The sequence below is a fragment of the Agrobacterium sp. 22094 genome, assembly GCF_052046015.1.
GTDB lineage: Bacteria > Pseudomonadota > Alphaproteobacteria > Rhizobiales > Rhizobiaceae > Agrobacterium > Agrobacterium cavarae.
This window is the reverse complement of the sequence record NZ_JBQEPX010000001.1, coordinates 1,999,253-2,020,941: the sequence shown is the minus strand read 5'-3', so window position 1 is coordinate 2,020,941 and position 21,689 is coordinate 1,999,253. Positions and strand designations below refer to the sequence as shown.

The window sequence follows — 21,689 nt, the reverse complement described above, 5'->3', positions numbered from 1 at the left end:
GGCACTCTCGCAATCAAACAGAGCAGGTCATGGCGAAATCACTCGGCCCGGTAAAACGCAAATTCTCTCCCTGGACAGATCCATCCTCGGTCCCCTTCATCCGGTTCGAAAACGTGACCAAGCGATTTGGTGATTTCACCGCCGTCGACAATCTGACGCTGGATATTTACGAGCGCGAATTCTTTTCCCTGCTCGGGCCATCCGGTTGCGGCAAGACCACGCTGATGCGCATGCTGGCGGGCTTCGAGGAGCCGACCTCAGGGCGCATCTTGTTGCAGGGAAAAGACATTTCAGGCGTGCCCCCCTATAAGCGCCCGACCAATATGATGTTTCAGTCCTATGCGCTGTTCCCCCACATGTCGGTGGAAAAGAACATCGCCTTCGGTCTGGAGCAGGACGGCCTGCCCAAGGCCGATATTGCCAACCGCGTCGCGGAGATGCTGCGCCTCGTCAAGCTCACCGAGTTTGCTAAGCGCAAACCAAGCCAGCTTTCCGGTGGCCAGCGCCAGCGCGTGGCGCTTGCCCGTTCGCTCGCCAAGCGCCCCAAAGTATTGCTCCTCGATGAGCCGCTCGGCGCTCTCGACAAGAAGCTGCGCGAAGAAACCCAGTTCGAAATCATGGATCTGCAGCAGACGCTCGGCCTCACCTTCCTGATCGTTACCCACGACCAGGAGGAGGCGATGACCGTCTCGGACCGTATTGCGGTGATGGACAAGGGCATCGTCGTACAGGTTGCAACGCCTGCCGAAATCTACGAGGCGCCGAACAGTCGCTACGTGGCCGACTTCATCGGCGACATCAATATTTTCGAAGCGAAGGTCGAGAGCAAGGCGCCCGCAGAAGGCAAGCCCGCTCAGGTCGTGCTGGATTGCGAAGGTCTGAAGGTGACGGTGGAGCAGGAATGTCAGGCCGCCGTCGGCAGCCAGGTGGCCTTTGCCGTTCGACCGGAGAAGGTCCGCATCTCGCTTGACGCGCCGGCCGATGAAGCGATGAATGTCGCACATGGCGAGGTTTGGGATATCGGCTATTTGGGAGATTTCTCCATCTTCATCGTCAAGCTCGATGATGGCCGCATCATGCGTGCCGCCCAGGCCAATGTCTCGCGTCTGGTCGATCGCCCCATCACCTTCGATGACAAGGTCTGGCTCACCTGGAAATCCGATTCCGGCCTGGTTCTGACGCGATAGGAGAGCGACAAATGGCGATCCCTTCTCCTGAAAGCCGCCGAAACCCACTGCAATGGCTGGTGGTGGCCGTTCCTTATTTTTGGCTGTTCCTGTTCTTCGCAGCGCCCTTCTTCATCATTGTGAAGATCTCGCTCTCCGATACCGCGATCGCCATGCCCCCATACGTGCCGGTCTTCGAAGGCTTCAGCCGGATCGGTGAGTTCTTCTCGCAGCTCGATTTCGACAACTACATCTTCCTGACTGAAGACCCCCTCTACATCGAAGCCTATCTGTCGTCGCTGCGGATCGCCGTCATTTCAACGGTGCTGCTCCTTCTTGTCGGATATCCGATGGCGCTTGCTATGGCGCGCGCCCCGAGCCACGTCCGCCCGACATTGGTGATGCTCGTCATCCTTCCGTTCTGGACATCGTTCCTGATCCGCGTCTACGCCTGGATCGGCATTTTGAAGCCGGAGGGGCTGCTGACTGTACTGTTCCAGTCGCTCGGCCTTCTCGGGCCGGACGAACAGGTCAACATTTTCCGCACCGAGACCTCCGTCTTCATCGGTATCGTCTATTCCTATCTTCCCTTCATGGTGCTGCCGCTCTATTCGGCGTTGGAAAAGCTCGACAACACATTGTTGGAAGCCGCTGCCGATCTTGGCTGCCCGCCGTGGAAGGCCTTCTGGAAGATCACCTTCCCCCTGTCGCTGCCGGGTGTCGTGGCAGGTTCGATGATCTGCTTTATTCCCATCACCGGCGAGTTTGTCATTCCCGATCTTCTCGGCGGCGCTCAGACACTCATGATCGGCAAGACACTGTGGACCGAGTTTTTCGGCAACCGCGACTGGCCGCTCGCCTCGGCGGTGGCCGTCATCCTGCTCCTCCTGCTGGTGGTGCCGATCGCCATCTTCCAGAACCAGCAGAAAAAGGTGGGTTGAGCCATGAAACGCGGCAAGTTCGACACCACGATCCTCACCATCTGCTTTGCCTTCCTCTATATTCCGATCCTCATTCTGGTGATCTATTCCTTCAATGCCTCCAAACTGGTGACGGTCTGGGGCGGATTTTCGCTGCACTGGTATCAGTCCATGTGGTCGAATGAGGGACTGATGGATGCGGCATGGATTACGCTGCGCGTCGGCGTGCTGAGCGCCACCATCGGCACGATTCTTGGAACGTTGGCGGCACTTTCGCTGACACGCTTTGCCCGCTTCCCGGGACGGGTCCTCTTCTCCGGCATGATCTATGCGCCGCTCGTCATGCCGGAGGTGATTACCGGCCTGTCGCTGCTGCTGCTCTTCGTTTCCATCGGGGTGGATCGCGGCTTCTGGACGGTCGTCATCGCCCACACGACCTTCACCATGTGCTATGTCGCGATCGTCGTGCAGTCCAGGCTTCTGACCTTCGATCGCAGCCTGGAGGAAGCGGCGCTCGATCTCGGCTGCCCCCCGGTCAAGACCTTTTTCCGCATCACTCTGCCCTTGATCATGCCGGCTGTCGTCGCCGGCTGGATGCTGGCTTTTACCCTGTCGCTCGACGATCTGGTCATCGCAAGTTTCACCACCGGACCGGGCGCCACCACATTGCCGATCAAGATTTACTCTCAGGTCCGTCTTGGCGTGACGCCGGAGATCAACGCTGTCTGCACGATCCTGATTGGCCTCGTCACGATCGGGGTGATCTGCGCGTCCATCACCTCCAAGCGGAGCGAACTCCAGCGCATGAGGGATGAGCACGCCGCTGCAAAAGGCTGAGTAGATTGGGGGCAGGAGGAGGCCACCGTGACTGACACCAACCCACTTTGGACACCGTCGGCTGAGCGTATCGCGCACTCGCCCATGACGCACTTCATCGACTGGTGCGCCAACCGCTATGGCGTACACTTTGCCGATTATGACGCCTTCCACCGCTGGTCTGTGGAGGCGCGCGAAGATTTCTGGAGTGCGGTGTGGACCTATTGCGGCGTGATCGGAGAGGCGGGGGAACGCGTTCTCATCGACCGTGATGACATGCTCCACGCGCGGTTCTTCCCGGATGCGGAGCTGAATTTTGCTGAAAATCTGCTAAGCCATAGCGGATCGGAGGATGCAATTATCTTCCGCGGTGAAGACAAGGGCGAGGCGCGCTGGTCATGGGATCGACTTCGCGAAGAGGTCTCACGCTTGCAGCAGGCCTTCGCCGAGAGAGGCATAGAGGCTGGCGACCGCATTGCCGCAATGATGCCGAACATGCCGCAGACCGTGGCGCTGATGCTGGCCGCCACATCGCTCGGTGCCGTCTGGTCCTCCTGCTCGCCCGATTTTGGCGAACAGGGCGTCTTGGATCGTTTTGGGCAGATCGGACCGAAACTCTTCATCGCCTGCGATGGCTATTGGTATAATGGCAAGCGGCAGGAGGTGGCGGACAAGGCCAAGGCGGTTGCCGAAAAACTCGGCGTTCCGCTACTGCTGGTGCCCTATGCGGGAACCACGCAGACCGACCAGGAGAATGAAGCCGGCATTCTTCACTATGATGATGTCATTCGGCCTTTTCAGCCCAAAGCGCTACATTACGTCCGCCAGCCGTTCAGCCATCCGCTCTACATCCTCTTCTCCTCCGGCACCACCGGCGTTCCCAAATGCATCGTCCATTCGGCTGGCGGAACGCTGCTCCAGCATCTGAAAGAGCATCGCTTTCACTGTGAGCTGATAGAGGGCGAGCGCTTCTTCTATTTCACCACCTGCGGCTGGATGATGTGGAACTGGCTGGTGACGGGCCTTGCTTCGGGCGCAACGCTTTGCCTCTACGACGGTTCGCCATTCGCGCCGGATGGCACTGTGCTCTTCGACTATGCAGAACATGAGGGCTTTGCCGTTTTCGGCACATCGGCCAAATATATCGATGCGGTCCGCAAGGCCGGCCTGGAACCGGACAAGACCCATGATCTTTCGGCGCTGAGGCTTGTCACGTCCACAGGATCGCCGCTATCGCCGGAAGGCTTCTCCTTCGTCTATGACGGCATCAAGAGCGACGTCCAGCTTGCGTCAATTTCGGGCGGAACCGATATTGTCTCCTGCTTCGTGCTCGGCAATCCGGTGAAGCCGGTCTGGAAAGGCGAGATCCAGGGGCCGGGCCTCGGTCTTGCGGTGGATGTCTGGGATGATGAGGGCAAGCCGGTTCGTGGCGAGAAGGGCGAGCTCGTCTGCACCGCACCCTTTCCCTGCCAGCCCATCATGTTCTGGAACGATCCGGATGGTGAAAAGTATCGTGCGGCCTATTTCGGCCGCTTCGACAATGTCTGGTGCCACGGCGACTTCGCTGAATGGACGGTGCATGGCGGGCTGATCATTCACGGGCGCTCGGATGCCACGCTGAACCCCGGCGGCGTGCGCATCGGTACGGCGGAGATCTACAATCAGGTGGAGACGATCGACGAGGTGCTGGAAGCGCTCTGCATTGGGCAGGAGTGGGATGGCGATGTGCGCGTCGTGCTGTTCGTTCGCCTCAAGGAGGGTGCAAGCCTGGATGATGCGCTGATCTCACGCATTAAGAACCGCATCAGAACGGGAGCATCGCCTCGTCACGTTCCGGCGAAGATCATCGCGGTGGCCGATATCCCGCGAACGAAATCCGGAAAGATCGTAGAACTGGCGGTGCGCGATGTGGTCCATGGACGGCCAGTCAAGAACAAGGAAGCGCTTGCCAATCCAGAGGCGCTTGCCCTTTTCGAAGGTATCGAGGCGCTTCAGAACTGAGTGTTGGGGCGGATGATGCCGGGAAATCGCCGCCGGATTTAGCCATCGCTTGACGACCGATAGGAATTGTCGCCCGTCAAAGGTGGGATGCGGTTTTAACCTTCTCTTAAAGTGAATTGTCCAAAAATGAATCCAACGCGGGTCCATTCGATGACGGGATGGAGAGCCGGTGGCTCCAAAAAGACATGATGTATTTTCGATCCTACTCTCGTTGAAAGCACAAATTTAGTGGCAGCGTCAGCTGCCTCTTTTTTTTGAGCATCAGCCCGAAAATCGAGCGCGATTTTTCTGAAAACACGATGCGGAAAACAAGAACACTTTAAGCGTCACCGTCCAGCGAATGTGAGACGAGGATGACAGGCACCAGCCCGGCCACAATGATGACGAGCGCGGGAAGCGCTGCATCCTGCACGCGGGAGCGTGACGCACTTTCATAGACCATCGTCGACAGCGTATTGAAGTTGAATGGCCGCAGCATGATCGTAGCCGGAAGTTCCTTCAGCGACTCGATGAACACCAGCAGCGATGCCGTAATCGCGGCGGGCCGGATATTGGGCAGCAACACGCCGACCAGCGTCTGAAGCCGGGTTCGGCCAAGTGTGCGTGATGCCATGTCGAGATGGGGCGACAGCTTCTGGAACCCGGCGTCGACCGTGCCTTCCGCAAGCGTCATGAAGCGCACGCTATGCGCATAGATGATCGCAAAGGCTGTGCCGGACAAAAGAAGCCCGGTCGAGATGCCAAGATGGCCCCGCATTATCCCATCCACCGCATTGTCGAGACCGGCAAGTGGAAGCAAAACCCCGATGGCAAGCACTGTGCCAGGTATGCCGTAACCGAGCGAGCCCACGCGAACGGCAAAGCGCGTCGGCCATGAGGGGCGTTCCCGTTGCGCATAGGCCAGAAGAAAACCGCCGAATAAAGTGATAACCGCCACTGGTAGCGAGACTTCCAGACTGTGAAGCAGCGCCTTGAGGAGCTTGGGATCGGCCAGCCCGTTCAGCCTTTTGAGAGCGTAGCTGCCGAGCACGAGGACGGGGATCGCAAAGCCGGACAAGAAGGGCAGCGCGCAGAGAAGTGTCGCGAGCCACCCACGGACTGGCGACAGTCTTACTCGTGCGGAGCGCTGATGCATCGCCGTCGCTTTACCGGCTGCAAAACGCTGTCGCCTGCGGGCTCTCCGCTCGATGACGATAAGCGCTCCGACGATGAGGACCAGGCACGCGGCGATCTGTGTCGCGCCGGCGAGATTGCCGCGGTTGAGCCATGTCTCGTAAATGGTGAAGGTCAGCGTATGCACGCCGAGATACTCCACCGCGCCGATATCGTTCAGCGTCTCCATCATCACCAACGCGAGGCCGATGATGATTGCAGGACGCGCCATCGGCAGTTGGACGGAGAGAAAAAGGCGCAAAGGGCCGACGCCGAGCGTCCTCGCCGCATCGGCCGCAAACCGCCCCTGCAACCCGAAAGCCGCGCGGGTGGAGAGATAGATGTAAGGATAAAGAACCGAACCCAGGATCAGCACGGCGCCGCCAAGCGAGCGAATATCGGGAAACCAGTAATCGCGAATGGTCTGGTAGCCGAAGAGAGCGCGTAGCCCGCTCTGCACCGGGCCAGCAAAATCCAGAAACTCACCAAATGCATAGGCTGCGAGATAGGACGGGATCGCCAGCGGCAGCACCAGAGCAAAGGAGAGGAGCCGGCGGAATGGGAAGTCAAACATCGTCACGAGCCAAGCCGTCGTGACACCGGTGATCGCGGTGAAGGCGCCCGTCATGACAAGCAGAAGCAGCGTCTGCGCGCCGGATCGCGGCAGGACATTCACGAGAAGATGCTGCCAGCCGTTGGTGCCACCCGTCAGAGCGATGACGAATATGGCAATCAGCGGCATCGCGACCAGCGCGGAAAGCAGCATCGCCGCGATCGTCAGCGGGCTGACGCGCGATCCTGCCCGCATCGACGCGGCGGTTGGATGTTCGGCTGGATGCAAGGCGTTTATCCTTCCGTGACCGGTATGTGTCGGCCACGGATGTTGCTAACAGCTGTGCCGATCAGTTCGCAAGAACCCGCTGCGATGGAAAGCTGATTTCCACCAGCGTTCCTTCATTCGGTGTGGAGGTGATGGAGAAGTTGGCACGGTTGGCATCCACCATTGCCTTCGTCAATGGAAGACCGAGACCTGTTCCATCGCCACGAACACGGCTGCTGGAAGCCGAGACCTGGCGGAACGGCTTCATTGCCTGCTCCAGTTCCGAGCGTGTCATGCCGATGCCGGTATCGCGCACCCGCAGCACGACGCTGCCATTCGCCTCATAGGCCGTCGACACGACGATCTGGCCCCCAGACGGCGTGAACTTGATGGCATTCGACAGGATGTTGAGCAGGATCTGCTTGATCGAGCGCAGATCCGCGACGACCGGCGGGACCGATTGCGACAAGGCAGTTCGGATAATGACGCGCTGGTTGTTCGCCTGCGGCTGCACCAGCGAGACGGCTTCCGCGATTGTTTCGTTCAGCGCCACCGCCTTGAAATCCACATCCATCTGGCCGGCTTCGATCTTGGAGATATCCAGAAGATCGTTGACGATGTCGAGGACATGGCGCCCGGAGCGGACGATGTCGTTGGAATATTCGATGTAACGCGGATGACCGATCGGCCCGAAACGCTCCGTCGCCATCATGTCGGCAAAGCCGATGATCGCGTTGAGCGGCGTGCGGATTTCATGGCTGACACGCGCCAGGAAGTCGGTCTTGTGCGCATTCGCGGTCTCTGCCGCGCGCTTGGCGTTGCGCAAATCTTCCTCGGTCCGCTTCCACTGGGTGATGTCGCGGATCACCGCGCAATAACCATTGGTGGATTTCAACCGGCCGATCGTCATGAAGAGCGGCAGGAAACCGCCGGAGGCTTCACGACCGATCACTTCGCGACCGTCGTTCAGCACGCTCGCCACACCATTATTGGCAAGACCCGAAAGATAATCCAGAACGGCCCGCTGGCTCTCATGCGCAAACAGCGTCACGAAAGGCTTGTTGGCGATTTCGGCACTGTCGTAATTGAAGAGGGCGCTGGCCGAGCGGTTGAGCGAACGGATACTGCCATCCTCGTCCAACAGGACCACGCCATCGGTCGCCGTCTCCAGAATGGAGTGCAACTCCTCGATCTCGCCCTTCATCCGGTCGGAGTCTTCTGCGTTGTCAGTTGTCGGCTCTTCGCCCGTTACATCAGCCGCATGAACGGGCGCAGCATCTCGTGCCGTTTCGGTCGGGATAAGCGACAGCATCAAAGCGCTTGCCTCCTCCCAACGAACCGACTGCAGCTTTGCCCGCACAGGAATGAGTTCGTTTTCGGCGCTCACCGCGACCATGCCGCCGCTGCGCTCGGAAACATTGTCCAATTCTTCCCGCTGCAGCAGCGCATCCAGACCGCCGAGCGCTGTCAATTCGTCGAGATCCGTATAGCCGGTCAGGCGCAGGAACTCGGGGTTGGCATGGATCAGACGGTCGCCGCTGTGGATAAGAAGCGCCACCGGCATCTGGTCGACAGTCTCCGGCGTCAGTCCAGTTGAAACACGGGTGGAAGGCGCGAGCGCGACCGCCTCATCGTCGATGGCGGGATCGACGTCCTCATCCTGCGTGGCCGGTTCCTCGGCAGCAGCGGTGTCGTGCTCATCCTCATCCTCATCCTCATCATGGCCGCCTTCCATGCGGGTGCTGATGGGCGGATGGGTAAAGGCCACAGGCTCGTCACCACGCGTATAGGCGTGGAATGCATCGTCATCGGTTGGTGCGGCTGGCTGATCGGCGTCGACGGCATCGGCGGCCACAACCGGTTCGTCGGCCTCAGCCTTGGCGTCTTCTGTCTCCACGGCAGCCGCAACAGCGTCTTCGGCTTCTGCCTCGACAGAAATCTCTTCGGCTCCATCGTCCGACGGCGCGTGTTCAGAAACAACCAGCGTCGCTTCCTCGTCTTCGACGGGCTTCAGTGTCCGGCCGATTTCGCGAAACGCCGCCTGTTCGCTGGCCGTCAGGCCGTCGCGACGATTGCGGTGTTCATCGATATGCACGACCTTGTCGGAATAGGATTGAACCGGCTTCTCGGCAATCTTCAACACCGGAACCTCATGTTCCGGCGGCTGGTGGAACCGCTGCGGCTGCGCATCTTCCGGCACGGAATCCGTTTCGAGCACGTCCGTCTCAACCGCGTCGGCCTCTGCCTCTGCCTCGTCTTCATCCACGAAGGAGAACGGAACGGGTTCTTCGACGTGGGTTGGGGTGACGTCAGCGGAGACATCGGGCTCTACCGCCGCCGCGTCATCCTGCTGGTCCTCGGCAATCGTTAGCTCGTCGTCGGGATGGCTCTCTCCCGCCAGCACGAGGCCTGCCGCATGTGGGTCTTCCACCGCATCGGCGATCCGCACGATGCCAAAACCACGGAAACCGTCGAATTCACGCGCCCGGGTATAGGTTGGAAGGGCGGCAAGATCGATCGGCACGGCGAGGGACGTGCCCTCCACAGGCCAGTAGATCGTCTTGCCCGACCATGTGTCGCGGCGCTTCAAGAGTTCGGCGATCTTGCCTTCCGGATCGAGGTTGAAGAGGGCAGCAAGGTCGGAAAAGCTCATGCCTTCGACCGCCGCAGCCTTCGGCCCCACAGCTTCGGCAAACTCATGCGAAATGGAGCTGAAGCAACCCGCAGCATCGATCTTCCAGACGAAACGGCTTGCCCTGCCATTCTGATTGAACACGAAAGGCGAGGGGGGGGCCGGTTCGTCGGTCGGCTCGTGCGTGTCAATCGTCAGCGCTTGGGGCTCGGCGGCCTCCGGGAAATGCGCTTCCTGTGCCTCGGACGTACCGTCTTCCAGGCTTTGTGCGTCGTCGGTGTTATCGGCCGTGGCGCTATAGCTGGGCTCTTCGTCTGGTATCGAAACCGCTGCTGGAGCTTTTTCTTCTGCCAAAAGAAAATCGTCTGCAGGCGAAAGCGCCTCAACTGTTTCGAGCTCCTCGTCCGTATCCTGCTTATACGCTAGGAAAACAGACTGGTCCTCGTTCGAGATAGCCTCTGCAACGCCGTGCTCGTCCGCCTCTTGCTGCTCGTCATCCGTCTCTTCGATCTGTGCGACCGCGTCGAGAACGCTTTCGAACGCCAGTTGCTGCGAGGGCTTGGGCGCCAACTCAGCCTGTTCCTCGACCGGGACAGCCTTTGGTTCAGGCCGCTCCTCGATGAACTCGGAGGAGGGATCGAGTCTGCCGAGCGCGGTCTCGACCACGAAAACGAGATTGAGAACGGGCTCCTGCGTCAGTTGCGCAGTCGCAGCGGGCAGATAGCCTTTGCCCGTTGGCACGGGGCGCTTCACCAGCTTACTGGCATGGCGCGCCGCCATCGATATCAAAGTCTTGGCGGTCTGCGGTGCGATTTCAAGATCGGCAAATTTTCCAGAGGCGGCAATAATCGCGCCGCTCTCATCCATCACCGCCATATGAATATCGGGATCATCGAATCCTTCGATCATCCTCCAGGCGCGTTCTTCCAATGACAGGCCGGATTGATCCAACATAGCGGAGAAGAGAAGCACCGGCTGCTGCCGCTCGACTTCGATCACTTCGAGGGCGGCAGAGACGGCAACGCTGCGAAAGCCCGACGGAACGCGGATCATGAATTGCTGGCGGTCACCGATATTATGCAGCCGGCTCGCAGCACCCGTCACCTGACGGAAGGTCACATCCTGCGCTTTCGGCCCATGCTCGATGAAATCATAGATCATCGGCGTGCCGAAAAGAGCAGCACCGCGTCCGTTCGCCCAGAGCGCGCTTTTGAGGTCCATCGAGAACAGCGCAAGCGCTTCACCCTTGGCGAATTTCTCCCGAACGCGCTCATGCACGGCTATGTCGATAAACGGGTATTGAACGGCGGGCATGTCGGAACCTACTTTGGCACTACGTGACCTTCGCTGCCGCACGGCCTCCTCATGAGGCACCACACAGCCTGCATCGGCGTGACGTTAACAGAATCTTAAATAACTTCACAGGGCCGCCGGGTCCATAATCGCCTGAGGGAATTGGGAAATAGAGTTAATATCACGTGGACCGGAACGCCGCCGATCCGGGTGCTGGATGAGCATGGGAAAACGCGCTTGCTTTCTATATGTTTTTTCGCAAAAATTAGAGAAGGACTTGCAAAAGGGAAAAACTCCCCGTATGTGAGCCCCGTGACGCGCAAGCGTCTCTTGTGCGGTTGTAGCTCAGTTGGTTAGAGCGCAGGTTTGTGGCACCTGAGGTCGGTGGTTCGACCCCACTCAACCGTACCATTTTTCTTTTGTGAAAACAGACACTTACGTGAAGCTAGGGAAGCCAACAGCCCCTAGCTTCACGTCTGTTTTACTCCCCATACCGTCACCATACCAAACGCTAAGCCTCTTGCCCTGTCTCGACTTGTCCACAGAATTGGATCTAGCGGGGAGAGGTGACGGTCGGAATCGAACCGACGCACGCGAAGATGACACGCATCCGACGCCTTGCCGCGGGCAAAGGGAGGACGCCAGGGGAGGCGGCCGCGGCTATGTCCCGGACGTCCACTCGACGACCGGCGCTCTCCATGAGCTACGTCACAGCCTTTACCGTGACGCGGGCCTCTGCAAGATTCGCGAGCGCTAGAAGGAGAAGCCCGTCTGATAGGAGCCCTTGTCGAGCCGGACGACACCGAGGAGGGTCCACTGCTTAGGCCGCTTCGCAAGCGTCCCCAGAATGAACGCGACGCCCTTCTTCACGTACTCACCCTCGTACTTCTCTTTTAGCATCTGAAGGGTGCGCTCCTCGCCGTACGATTGACGCCACTTCCAGAAGGCGGTGTGCGTTTCCCAATCGCCGCACTGGTGTGTGTGCCGCACGCCTGCCTCGTCGACGTACGTGAAGGCCAGCATGTATGGCGTCGGCTCGAATGGCTCCACTTCTTGGTCAAGCATGTTCGCTTGCCTTGCCGACCTCGTGTAGGCGTCGGCTTCCTGCTGTATCGCGGTTGCTGGCTTCGGTCGAAATACGAAGCGGACCTGATCAGGACGGATCGCCGTCAGCGAACGTCCGAGGGCCGCTGCAGCTTCCATTGACGGAGTAATCAATGGCTCGAGTAACGGCCGCTTATCTGCGTCCGCGCACTTACCAAGATTCTTGATCGTTCCCTGCAGGACTTTGCAGCTCTCGACACGCTTGTCCTGGGAGTTCGCCACATAGTCGAAGGCGACCCTGTCCCAGCGGTTGAAGTTTTCACCGCCGTGTCGGTAACGGATGGGGTAAAGGCGCTTCCACTGACCGTCAGAGGTGATTCCTGCACAGCATACGGTTTCAGAATGTCCGCTGCTCGGGCGCGGGAGCGCTTTTACTAGGATTGTGACTTGGGAGCTTGTCCGGCTGGCGCTCATACCTGTCTTTCTTGTCCACGAATAAGTCGAAACAAGTAAAGTCATAATCCTTGAGTTGAGTCGCTACAATCTGACGGTGACAAGTCGACGGGTCTCTTTCGTAGCACATCAGGCAGGTCATCGATTCTGCTGCAATAGACGCAACTTCGCGGACCGCCGCTTGAGCATCATCAGTTGCGAGGTGCTCCCCGAAGATCCGGCGGAACGACTTAAAGTCACCAGCGCGCGCGGCTTCACGGCCGGGCTTCGGATCGCCCAGGTGCTTTGCGTGGATGTACTGTATCCCGTGCTCGCGCAGACGTGCGGCCAAACCGTTCTTGGAAAAACCTTTCTTCCGGGAAACGGTCACCGCCCTGACATCGACAAGGACCTTTACGCCGGCGACCTCGAGTGTCTTTACAAAGTCGTCGATAGTCGACCCCTCGTATCCAATCGTCATCAAGCTCGGCATGTTATTCCTTTCGTCCAGACGTCGTTGTTGTGCATGATCGGGCTTGCCCGAGAATGGACGCCGGCTACGCGGACCATACGGATTACATAGGCGGGCGCAACAGCGTCGTGACAACTGAGAAGGATCTTGACTCCTGGATGAATTAGAACAAAATAGGAACAAATTCCGTTGACACCGGAAAGCCTTCCTACCACGTCTCACGGAGATGTCCGTCATGCCCGAACAGCTCGCACTCAATATCTCAGTTGAGGGATGCCCGCCTGAGACGGCGCAGGAAGTCGATCTCGTCGAATCCGTCATCAACGCGTGCGGCGGCGATCCTCGCGCAGCGGTGCGAGAGCTCCTTGCGGACGCTGATTTCCTGCGTGACCAGCTACATATTGCAAGCTGTCTGCTGAGTAAGGGGATCGGTCGCGTCTGATGAAGCACCGAAAAGGCATCGACTTGGCGCGCCTGAAGTCGGCTACACGGTCGGCGAAGGCTCCGCACGGACGCCGCCGCCGTCGACTGAAACCGAGTATCGCGTCCAAGTCTGGAGCGAGGAGCCGGAAGCCGGCGGCGAGCTGCTGGAGACGATCTCGACATGCACGGATTTCTCCGTGAGCTGCGCGGCCTTGATGGCATCGATCCTAGCGCGGCCGGGAAAGATCGTCGTACACCTCAATGGCAGGCATCGCATGTCTTGCGAAAGAGCCCCGGACACGCCGCTCCCGGAGTGACGACGGCCGTCTCGAATACGACGGCGGCCGCGCCGAAGGAAATCGACATCACGTTGGGACAGCTTGAGGAGTGGTATGTCCTCGGAGGCCGCTGCGCGCGCTGTCGGCACAAGGGGCTGTTCGACCGATGGGAACAGGCCAGGCGCCTTGGCAAGCGGGTATATCTGACCACCCTCGAATCCAAGCTCGTATGTACTGGGTGTCAGAATCGCATCGGAAACAAGCTCACCATAGCTCGGCTGCGTCGCTAGAAGGGGCGATACCAGTGCTCCATGCTATGCACGAGCTTCCACAGAACGCGACGCCATCCCCTTCGCGACGTATAGTCCGGCTCTCGCGGCGACCAGTCGACGGCAGACCACCGACGCGCTTCCGCGACGATTTGCTTAAACTTCATGAGCGTCTCCTAAAACGAACATACGTCGCTATATGGCGCCCGGACGACGGCGTCGACCGATATTTTGCGGTTGCTCTCTATCTACTGGTTAACGTTAGGCGTCCGGCATCCATAAGATCCTAAGTGCTTGAAAAATAATGTTGACAGGCGACTCCAAGTGCGATCGATTGCCGCTAATTGTTGACAAAAGGAGTGCAGCGTATGTCCAATCTCTTCACAACACGCGATCCAGCCGGCATGGCAGCAGGTCAGCTTTTCCTCGGCACCGCCATCATCGCGAACGTGCTCGCTGACTGCCACGAGAGCGGCATGGAAGGAGTCCGCCGCGGCCGCGAGCGTCGCGCTGCCGCCCAGTACGCGGACGAGCTCAATGAAGCGCGCGGTCGTGCGGACGAGTTGGGACGCGTAGCTATTCGTGCCGTCCGCCATGTCGCAAGCCTCGAAGCCGAAGTCGCTCGTCTCCGTGCCGCGCTCGAGCAGCGTCAGTCGTACATCGACCGCATGAACGCGCGTCAGAAGGCCGGCGCATGATGATCCCCGCCGACGCCCTCGACGACCTCCATGCCCGGTACGGTCACGTGCTCGACGAGTATGATGGCCTCGCGGAGGCACTCTATGCGCACGAGCAGGAAAAGAAGAAGGCCGCCCCGGTTGGAGAGCGGCCTCGAATCCTTTTCGGCTTTCGGATGTCTCTACGGGCTCGGAGCGTAGTCCAGCGAGTAGCCGTCGGCGTCGTCCTGCGGCAGCCCGCGAACAGCGGCTAGAAAACGCTTGCGCACCAGGTCCGCCTTCGACGGCTCCGGACGAACATCCGGGGCCGCTTTCATTTCCATGCCGGCGGGGATGCGCCCGATAAGAGCGGCCTGAAGCTGGCCGACGGGGCCTCGGCGACGAAGCTCCTCGATGTCGTCTTCCGACAGTCCGAGAATGAAGTCCTGCAGGCGCTCGTCGAATACGGAAAGGTCGAACGCCGCTCTCTCCGCCGGGCTGCTCTCGATGTAACGGAGAAATCCATGCGCGCGCTGATCGATCTCCGGCGCGAAGTCGTCAATGTTTTCGGCAGCAGCGGCGTCATTGTAGGCGCGGTCGACGTCTTCGACCTGTAGGTTCTCGTGCTGCATGCGCGGTGTCGGCGGCCTCAACCCGAACAGCCGGAGGAAACCTCCGACTATCGACGAGAACACTCCCCATATGCCCGCCAACCACGTTAGCGGGTTCCACCAATTCTTCTTCATGTCGTCCTCCCTTGTTGAAGGATTCGAGCATCCTCGCCGGCGGCGAGAACGACAACGAATCCACGCCGCCGGCGGAATCCACGCCCCGGTCGGAAGGATTCGAAAAAAGTTAGTTGACGCCGCGAGCCATTCCTCTGAGCATTTTTTTAGAGCCGAGCAGACTGCTCTCCGGCATCTTGTCTACGTTGAGGTAGACAACAATGATCAGTGGGCGGGCGTCAGGGGATGCTCGAAGAGGAGGACGAACATGACGATGTATCTCGTAAATGAGCTGGGCGAAGTTTTGCCGCTGGAGCGGTGCAAGTATTGGGTCGTGAGCAACAACAGCCCGGCGCTTTTTGACGCGATAGAGGACATCGGTTTCAAGTTGCCGAAGCCGATGAAGCTTGTGTCACATCCAGAGTCGACGTCGGTGGCAACGTTCGATCTGTCTCGTCCAGCCGCCTGACGATGGCCGCCTTGGGCAGCGGCCGAAACCCCTCCGGGGGTCGCGGTGGCCCAACCCCCCACCCAAGGAGAATCAATGTACGCATACGCGTTAGACATGCAAGGCGACGTCGTCGCGGAGGCCGAGGCGCCTTCCGTTGCACGCGCCGTTTTTAAGGTCGCTGTGAAGACGGCAATCAAAGAGCACGTCGACATGACGTTCATCGAGACGACCGACCGCGAATTCGGTGAGGACGGCGTCTTCGAGATTTGGGTCACGGACTTGGCTGCGATAGATGACCGAGACTTCCAGAGCCGTGCTGAGCTGGCAACTTGGATCCAAGTTGTCCCCCGTCCCGGTTCGCGCTTGGCTGCCTGAAGGAGAAATTCATGCTACAGTTCAATCTTATTCCAGAGCAGATCGTCACGCATTATCGTGAGGTAGCGTCGGCGCTGACAAACCTCGGCTGCGGTCCGCGAACAAGAGCGGCGCTGACACACAAGTCCGCTCAGACTTTGAAGCAGTACGGCACGAGCCATACGTCTGCGCAGCACCGCCTGATCCCGGCCGATGATCTCCAACTCCTCCGCGACGAAGCATCGAGGCTTCACTGGGCGCTTGTCGACGATCCAATTGCTAGGTGGTTCGGGGGCGAAGGCTACGGCGTTGCGAAAGCAATCCGACCTGCTAGATATGTGTCATTCGATAGACGCACGTTTTCCAAAGGGCCCCACACTTTTCTGCCTCGCGCGATTGAGGTGGCGGAAAACCACGGTGGATTTCTCACGCGAGGCAACAACGAACGTTTCGATTTGGACGAGGCAGTCGCATTGGTCGGTTCGGTACGCTTCAGCGAACGTTCTCGCTGGCGTCGGGCGGCTTACAGCCTAAATTCGGCAGGCCGCGACGATGTCATCAAAGCAATCGCACTTCGTCATGGCTATGGAGAGCACTCGATCGGTCAAATCGGCGCTGAATATGAGCGTTGGCGGTGTCCAGTAAAGCCAGGAGCACTTTCAGACCTCGAAGCGTCCGTAAAGGAACTAGCGGCCTAAAAAACGGCAAGCACTTTCGAGCAAGGCCGGGAGGTTCCACGGCCTTCTTTTTTAGGGCTTCCACCCACAGGATGCGACACCCGTTTCATTGTGTTGCAGGATCGCCCGCGCGGTTCCTGACGACATCGTCTGCACGTCCTCGGACATCGGCCGGATAGGCCGGTTGGCGGCGCACCAGTTAGCCGTCGTGGCGCACCCAGCGAGCGAGCTGATCGCGAACATCAGAATCAGGCATGCGGTCAACTGCTTCATCGATCGATTTCCTTCTCGTCACGGTTTCGGCGTCGCGCTGGGCCTCGGCGTCTTTCTCTGCGCTCCGGCCGGATTCATAGATACGCCAGTAGATCGCGGCTGCCGTCGACAAGATGACACCCCACTTGGCCACGGTCTTGCCGACGGTCGTCGTGAACCAGGTGAGGATGGCCGTCAGCATGGACGGTCTCCCCGCGGCAAGCGGCGCTTACCCTCACGGTGCCCGGAGTAGACCTGCCAGACGATCCCAGCGACCGTGATTAGAAGACCGGCCGTTTGCATCGTGACGTCGTTCATCTGTTCAGGGTCGAGGTATGCGGCTGCTCCGGGACCGGCAAGAAGCAGCGCGCGCAGCAGAGCGGCTAGTAGCGGGACAAGCGGGGCGATCAATGACATGTTCATGCGGCTGCTCCTTCCGCGGCGACAGCGGCGTATGCGTCGGCTCGGGATGATTGGATTCGAGAACGATGGATGAGGAAGACGACAAGGACGATGATGCCGATGGCTCCGGCGGCAAGAAATCCGATCTCGAAGGTCGTCAGGTGCGGCCAGTCCAACTGAGTTGCTGCGGTGCCGCTTCCGACACCCTTGCCGGCAGCCGCTCCGGACGACGCCTTCGCCGACTTCTTTGCGGACGCGGATTCGAGCTGGGCGAAGTCGGCGACCTGTGAGGCCGTGGAGCCGCTTGCCTTCATGCTCATCGCGATGCCGTTCGCTTCGGTGAATGAGATCCTCGACGTCCAGCCCTTGCCGAAAGTCTTGAACAAGGTCGTAAGGCTGCGGACGAACGAAAGACGGTTCGCGCAGACGGACTTGATGAGCTTGACTGGGTCGACTGCGGAGGCGGCCGCGATGGTCTTCGCGCCGACAACGCCGTCAGAACTGACGCCCAGTGCGGACTGAAGCCATTTCGCACCGCGCGAGACACCGCTGTTCACGCCCGCGTCGAAGACAACGAAGTCGACTCCGACGGGCAGATCGTCGAAGCGGAGCTTGTCGGCGTACTGCGTGCGGTAGATGTCGGCGACCTCGTCTTCGGTTGCCGTCCACACGTCGCGCAGTGGCAGCTTCCTCGTACGGCGGTAGGTGTCGTACACGGTCTGGATGATGCCGCGGGACGTGCGTCCGCCGGGGTCACGCTTGTCGTCGACGTTGCCGCCCTCGGACTTGAGGGTGAGCTTCAGGGACGGGAGGAAGTTGAAGCGCATCAGACCTTGACCTTGAGAAGGATTTCGACGCCGAGGGCCTCGGCGATGGAGGAGAGCATCCGGAATCCCAATGGCTCGCCTCTGCGAAGGCGGTTGAGGTGTCCTGCGCGGACTGAGGGATATCGTTGGGCGATGTCGGCAGCGCCGATTCCGCGGGCATCGCAGTGCTGCACGATCGCGGAGGCCAGAGCGTCCTCGATCTGCACGGCGGTAACCGCTTTGTAAGGCTCAGGGATGCAGGGCAGGCCCATCGACGTCTCCGGTTGAGACCTCCATAGTGTGGCGTCCGTCTGCAAGATTCCAACGCCGGTTGCTGCCGCTCTTATGAGACGGTTTTGCACATCTGGCTGGAGTTACGAGACCGCCTTGGACAAATGCGGGCGGTCTCGTTTGCTTACGAGACGATCACGCCCGGTACTTGTCCTCGATCAGGAGGCCCATCTGGCGGTTTCCGTCAGCATGCCCGAGATTGAAAACGCCGACCCAGCTCGTTGGGCCTTTGGCGTAGTCGGCGTTCTTCAAGAGGTTGCCGATCGACCAACAGTCATCGACTGCACTGGCAGTGTGGTCGTGGGCTTTCGTGATCTTGATGCCAAGCTTGGAGAGGCCCACCGTCGAGCCGCGGGCGCCGTTCGGCCCGATGTCACCATGCATGCTGTAAAGGACACCGTAGACGATGAGGGGTGTGTCCGCGTTAACAAGTTCGAAGTCGACGTGGCGGTTGGCCTTCCTGAGAACCCAATCGTAGACGTCAAAGGGCTCGTTTTTGTCGATGGCTGACCGCACCTCGTAGTTCGCCTCGTACCAGAGCTTCTGGTTCTCGACCGCGATCTCGGTCGAAGGCCGCTGGAGCCAGCGCAGGAAGAAGTCGTCGTGGTTACTGTACGTGACGTAGGTCTTGCACCACGGTCTCGACGTCTCGGACAGGAACTGAGCCGCCTGTTGGATTTCCGGCTCTAGGTGCTGGTTGTGCCTAGCGTGCCTTTTATAGACCGATATGGGATTGCGATCTTCATGATGATTGATAGCCCGGCCGTCGAACAAGTCGTTGAACGATTGGCCCCTGGCGCGGACGAGGTCGATAAGTGGGATATCCCCCTCCGGGTTCCCTCCATAGCCCCAGAGCGCGCGTGCATACGGGAGGTGGATGTCTGCGCGATGAGTGCACGGGATTCCCATGAAAGGCCGGTCGACATCGCCATCCGAAATCCTGATGGCGTCGTCGAGCGTGTAGACACAGCCGGAAGAAACCACCAGATCGAGGTCATGGAAGTTCCCTGTCTGGGCGTCGGCATCGACGTTCCGAACGAAAACGCGGTCTTCGCTGTCGATCTCGACAATGACCGCGCCCATGGTGTGGCGCTCGAGGCCCTTTAGCCCGGCTTCCTGAGTGACGTAGTTGGGCACCGTGCATGCTCCCGTGGTCCACATCGTGACCGACTCGTTGAACTGAGGCCGCGGTACAGAAACGATTGCTCTGCGGGGATGTGCGAATATGCTGGTGACGCCGCGAATGTAGCCGTTGAGACCGGTGAGCGGATTCGATTTCGTTGGCCGCATGTTCATCTCGAAACACGCCTGGACGCTGGCGGCGAGGTGGCGGCGACTACGGGTCACAAGCTCGCCGATCATCGCCGACCAAGGGGCGACCTCGAGCAGATCGCGGCGTCGTTTCTGAGTGAATAAGTTCTTTCCGTACGTCGCACCGCCGATGATGACCTCGTATCCGCCGAGGGCAGCGGCGAGCGCGTGGAGGTTTAGGACGAAAGGGCCGTGGGCAGGTGTGAGTGCTTGTGCCATCGTGAGGATGAAGCCGCGCTTTCGGCTTCGGCGGGGCGCGGGAACGTTCGGGTGGACATAAATTTCATCGACAGTCTTCGGGCCATCCCAGTCGTCCGGCCAGAGCACGCCAGGATCGACATTCATCCCGACGAGCTGCTGCTCGCCGTTCTCGTCGGTTTCATACACTTCCAGCGGCTCGCCAGCCTCCCTGATCCAGCCGTTCCCCAGCCAGTTGCTAAAAGGGACCGTCAACTCATCAGTAGCAACCTTCTCCCGGATGTCGGCTTCGGTCGGTCTGGAGGATTTCTTCGGGGTCTTGGCGGCGATCCGTATTTCGGACTGATCGATCCCTTTTTCGGACTGCCCGGCTTCCGTCTCCTCGAGACGGGCGGCTATCCTTCTGGCCTGCGTTTTCGAGATGCCGATCTTGGCGGCTATCTGCGAGTAAGAGAGGCCTCCCAGCCTCAGCGCGCGGACGGAATCCGCGTGAATTTCATATGTGGTCTTCATGCTCTTCTCCCAGTTGACCCCATTTCTTTTCGGTGGGGTTCTTCGGAGATGGTTGTCGTCGACTGGGCGCGCCGCAAGTCGTCAACACGTTGATTTTGTAGCCGTATCGGCAACGTTGTTGACAATACGGCGACCGGCATGGGTTAAACGCCGAGGAATTTCTTCAGGAGCGGTTCTGCAATCTGGCCGGCGAGCCATGCAATTCCGCCGGCGGGAATCGTCAGGAGCGCCAGGTTCGCCATGGTTACCCTGCGCTGGGTCTTGATCTCGGCGACGTCGGCCTTCACCGCAGCGACGTCCGACTTGACGGTGTTGACCTCGTCCTTGAGGGCCGTCTGGGCGCTGAAAAAGGTATCGATCTTTGTCTCGAGACGGGCTTGCCCGCGGATCAACTCAAGGATCTCGGACGACGGGAGTTCTGCTGCCATAAAATTGTGCTCGCGGGAGGGGTGCAATCGTCCTTCAGTCGATCACGAGACCTTGCAAGATTCGATGCCGCCCCCACATTTGGCGAGCTCAAAGGGGAGGATCACATGGAAGTCGATGAAACGCGTCACACTGGTGTCTGGCTGCTAAACCACATCCCGTCGTGGCTAGGTCGAAAGGACGGCACCCGTGGCCCGAATACTCAGACTGCAACGGTGTTCGATCCGGTCGCTCTAGCGTTCGACGCGACGTCTCGTTTCACCGACGTAGGTTGGATCGGCTTGGACGTGATGCCCTCCTCATTCCTCTACAAGGTTATGGACACGAAGGATGCCGGTGGGGATGTAGCGGCTGTCATCGAGACGTGGGTGACGGAAAACAAGGAGAAGATCGCCGCGGAGTTCGAGAGCCGACTGTCGACCTACAAGTTCGACGATTTGGCCAGGCAGGCTCTGAAGGAAGCGATTATCTCCTATCGGGCAGGAAGCTACTTGTCCGTCGTCCGCACGCTGATGCCCGAGTTTGAACGGTTCGGCCGTCTTGTCCTTCAGTCTGAAGGCAAGACAGGCAAGCAGAAGGACGCCGTCAAAGCGATCCAAGACTACATCTCCAACCTTCCTGTCGGCTTCTACCCGCCGGTCGAGTCGCTCGGTGCCTTCAGCATGTTGACCGAAAGCTTGTTCGCGACGTGCTTTACCGAGGCCGACGCTACGGCGTTGACCGATCCCAATCGGCACGCGGAAATGCACGGCTTGGCGACTTACGGAAATCTGCGTGGAGCAACCAAGGTCTTGAGCGCTGCGGACTTCTTAGTCAGCGCGGTGAACTCCGCGATTAAGAACGCTGCTATCGACCCCTGATCGGCGGCATGCCTAAGGGGCCGTTTGGCCCCTTAAGTTTATCCGAAGA

Annotated in this window: 23 protein-coding genes and 1 tRNA gene; 12 read left to right on the top strand and 12 right to left on the bottom strand. The window is 59.5% G+C overall.

What is annotated here, in order from left to right:
- The first annotated feature begins 29 nt into the window (after nucleotides 1-29).
- The 4 genes from ACTJK5_RS09840 to ACTJK5_RS09825 all read left to right on the top strand — a co-directional run bounded on the left by ACTJK5_RS09840 (nucleotide 30) and on the right by ACTJK5_RS09825 (nucleotide 4,903).
- Entirely contained in the window at nucleotides 30-1,187 is a 1,158-nt protein-coding gene (locus tag ACTJK5_RS09840) for an ABC transporter ATP-binding protein (protein WP_113259939.1), read from the top strand.
- Nucleotides 1,188-1,198: 11 nt separating this feature from the next.
- The gene (locus tag ACTJK5_RS09835) at nucleotides 1,199-2,107 is read left to right on the top strand and encodes an ABC transporter permease (protein WP_062426027.1); all 909 of its coding nucleotides are present in this window, start codon (nucleotides 1,199-1,201) and stop codon (nucleotides 2,105-2,107) included.
- A gap of 3 nt (nucleotides 2,108-2,110) precedes the next feature.
- Nucleotides 2,111-2,923: an ABC transporter permease gene (locus ACTJK5_RS09830; protein ID WP_062426026.1), complete on the top strand. Its 813-nt coding sequence runs from the start codon at nucleotides 2,111-2,113 to the stop codon at nucleotides 2,921-2,923.
- 84 nt (nucleotides 2,924-3,007) lie between these two features.
- Nucleotides 3,008-4,903 carry an acetoacetate--CoA ligase gene (locus ACTJK5_RS09825; RefSeq protein WP_440612592.1) on the top strand — a complete coding sequence of 632 codons (1,896 nt, stop codon included), beginning with the start codon at nucleotides 3,008-3,010 and terminating at the stop codon, nucleotides 4,901-4,903.
- Nucleotides 4,904-5,222: 319 nt separating this feature from the next.
- On the opposite strand, the gene ACTJK5_RS09820 is transcribed toward ACTJK5_RS09825, so the two are convergent.
- Together ACTJK5_RS09820 and ACTJK5_RS09815 are read right to left on the bottom strand one after the other, a co-directional pair.
- The gene (locus tag ACTJK5_RS09820; RefSeq protein WP_440612591.1) at nucleotides 5,223-6,863 is read right to left on the bottom strand and encodes an ABC transporter permease; all 1,641 of its coding nucleotides are present in this window, start codon (nucleotides 6,861-6,863) and stop codon (nucleotides 5,223-5,225) included.
- Between the two features lie 94 nt (nucleotides 6,864-6,957).
- Nucleotides 6,958-10,821: an ATP-binding protein gene (locus tag ACTJK5_RS09815; RefSeq protein ID WP_440612320.1), complete on the bottom strand. Its 3,864-nt coding sequence runs from the start codon at nucleotides 10,819-10,821 to the stop codon at nucleotides 6,958-6,960.
- Between the two features lie 313 nt (nucleotides 10,822-11,134).
- Here ACTJK5_RS09815 and ACTJK5_RS09810 point away from each other — a divergent pair.
- Nucleotides 11,135-11,211: transfer RNA gene (locus ACTJK5_RS09810), tRNA-His, on the top strand.
- Between the two features lie 342 nt (nucleotides 11,212-11,553).
- Here ACTJK5_RS09810 and ACTJK5_RS09805 read toward each other — a convergent pair.
- Nucleotides 11,554-12,003, bottom strand: coding sequence for a hypothetical protein (locus ACTJK5_RS09805; RefSeq protein WP_440612319.1), 450 nt, complete (start codon nucleotides 12,001-12,003; stop codon nucleotides 11,554-11,556).
- A gap of 238 nt (nucleotides 12,004-12,241) precedes the next feature.
- On the bottom strand, nucleotides 12,242-12,769 hold the full coding sequence (locus tag ACTJK5_RS09800; protein WP_440612318.1) for a DUF488 domain-containing protein: 528 nt from the start codon (nucleotides 12,767-12,769) through the stop codon (nucleotides 12,242-12,244).
- 214 nt (nucleotides 12,770-12,983) lie between these two features.
- On the opposite strand from ACTJK5_RS09800, the gene ACTJK5_RS09795 reads away from it, so the two are divergent.
- Nucleotides 12,984-13,190 carry a hypothetical protein gene (locus ACTJK5_RS09795; RefSeq protein ID WP_440612317.1) on the top strand — a complete coding sequence of 69 codons (207 nt, stop codon included), beginning with the start codon at nucleotides 12,984-12,986 and terminating at the stop codon, nucleotides 13,188-13,190.
- 162 nt (nucleotides 13,191-13,352) lie between these two features.
- Nucleotides 13,353-13,739, top strand: coding sequence for a hypothetical protein (locus ACTJK5_RS09790; protein ID WP_440612316.1), 387 nt, complete (start codon nucleotides 13,353-13,355; stop codon nucleotides 13,737-13,739).
- Here ACTJK5_RS09790 and ACTJK5_RS09785 read toward each other — a convergent pair.
- Nucleotides 13,736-13,885, bottom strand: coding sequence for a hypothetical protein (locus ACTJK5_RS09785; RefSeq protein ID WP_440612315.1), 150 nt, complete (start codon nucleotides 13,883-13,885; stop codon nucleotides 13,736-13,738). The genes ACTJK5_RS09790 and ACTJK5_RS09785 overlap by 4 nt on opposite strands.
- A 201-nt stretch (nucleotides 13,886-14,086) precedes the next feature.
- Between ACTJK5_RS09785 and ACTJK5_RS09780 the strand changes: the two genes are divergently transcribed.
- A complete protein-coding gene (locus ACTJK5_RS09780; RefSeq protein ID WP_440612314.1) occupies nucleotides 14,087-14,416 on the top strand; it encodes a hypothetical protein in 330 nt (109 codons plus the stop codon).
- Nucleotides 14,417-14,577: 161 nt separating this feature from the next.
- Here the strand turns inward: ACTJK5_RS09780 and ACTJK5_RS09775 are convergent, their stop codons facing one another.
- Nucleotides 14,578-15,120 (bottom strand): hypothetical protein, encoded by a 543-nt coding sequence (locus tag ACTJK5_RS09775; protein ID WP_440612313.1) that lies wholly within the window; start codon nucleotides 15,118-15,120, stop codon nucleotides 14,578-14,580.
- Between the two features lie 247 nt (nucleotides 15,121-15,367).
- On the opposite strand from ACTJK5_RS09775, the gene ACTJK5_RS09770 reads away from it, so the two are divergent.
- From ACTJK5_RS09770 to ACTJK5_RS09760, 3 genes are all read left to right on the top strand, one after another.
- Nucleotides 15,368-15,568 carry a hypothetical protein gene (locus ACTJK5_RS09770; RefSeq protein WP_440612312.1) on the top strand — a complete coding sequence of 67 codons (201 nt, stop codon included), beginning with the start codon at nucleotides 15,368-15,370 and terminating at the stop codon, nucleotides 15,566-15,568.
- 75 nt (nucleotides 15,569-15,643) lie between these two features.
- Nucleotides 15,644-15,925, top strand: coding sequence for a hypothetical protein (locus ACTJK5_RS09765; protein ID WP_440612311.1), 282 nt, complete (start codon nucleotides 15,644-15,646; stop codon nucleotides 15,923-15,925).
- Nucleotides 15,926-15,936: 11 nt separating this feature from the next.
- Nucleotides 15,937-16,602, top strand: coding sequence for a hypothetical protein (locus ACTJK5_RS09760; RefSeq protein WP_440612310.1), 666 nt, complete (start codon nucleotides 15,937-15,939; stop codon nucleotides 16,600-16,602).
- Between the two features lie 178 nt (nucleotides 16,603-16,780).
- On the opposite strand, the gene ACTJK5_RS09755 is transcribed toward ACTJK5_RS09760, so the two are convergent.
- The 6 genes from ACTJK5_RS09755 to ACTJK5_RS09730 all read right to left on the bottom strand — a co-directional run bounded on the left by ACTJK5_RS09755 (nucleotide 16,781) and on the right by ACTJK5_RS09730 (nucleotide 20,782).
- On the bottom strand, nucleotides 16,781-17,035 hold the full coding sequence (locus ACTJK5_RS09755; protein WP_440612309.1) for a hypothetical protein: 255 nt from the start codon (nucleotides 17,033-17,035) through the stop codon (nucleotides 16,781-16,783).
- Complete coding sequence (locus ACTJK5_RS09750) at nucleotides 17,029-17,256, bottom strand: hypothetical protein (RefSeq protein ID WP_440612308.1); 228 nt, start codon at nucleotides 17,254-17,256, stop codon at nucleotides 17,029-17,031. The genes ACTJK5_RS09755 and ACTJK5_RS09750 overlap by 7 nt, the downstream gene beginning before the upstream one ends.
- Complete coding sequence (locus tag ACTJK5_RS09745; protein WP_440612307.1) at nucleotides 17,253-18,062, bottom strand: glycoside hydrolase family 108 protein; 810 nt, start codon at nucleotides 18,060-18,062, stop codon at nucleotides 17,253-17,255. The genes ACTJK5_RS09750 and ACTJK5_RS09745 overlap by 4 nt, the downstream gene beginning before the upstream one ends.
- Nucleotides 18,062-18,313, bottom strand: a complete 252-nt coding sequence (locus ACTJK5_RS09740; RefSeq protein WP_440612306.1) for a hypothetical protein — start codon at nucleotides 18,311-18,313, stop codon at nucleotides 18,062-18,064. The genes ACTJK5_RS09745 and ACTJK5_RS09740 overlap by 1 nt, the downstream gene beginning before the upstream one ends.
- Nucleotides 18,314-18,467: 154 nt before the next feature.
- Complete coding sequence (locus tag ACTJK5_RS09735) at nucleotides 18,468-20,354, bottom strand: hypothetical protein (RefSeq protein ID WP_440612305.1); 1,887 nt, start codon at nucleotides 20,352-20,354, stop codon at nucleotides 18,468-18,470.
- A gap of 143 nt (nucleotides 20,355-20,497) precedes the next feature.
- Nucleotides 20,498-20,782 carry a hypothetical protein gene (locus tag ACTJK5_RS09730; protein WP_440612304.1) on the bottom strand — a complete coding sequence of 95 codons (285 nt, stop codon included), beginning with the start codon at nucleotides 20,780-20,782 and terminating at the stop codon, nucleotides 20,498-20,500.
- 105 nt (nucleotides 20,783-20,887) lie between these two features.
- Between ACTJK5_RS09730 and ACTJK5_RS09725 the strand changes: the two genes are divergently transcribed.
- Nucleotides 20,888-21,640 (top strand): hypothetical protein, encoded by a 753-nt coding sequence (locus tag ACTJK5_RS09725; protein WP_440612303.1) that lies wholly within the window; start codon nucleotides 20,888-20,890, stop codon nucleotides 21,638-21,640.
- Nucleotides 21,641-21,689 lie beyond the last annotated feature (49 nt).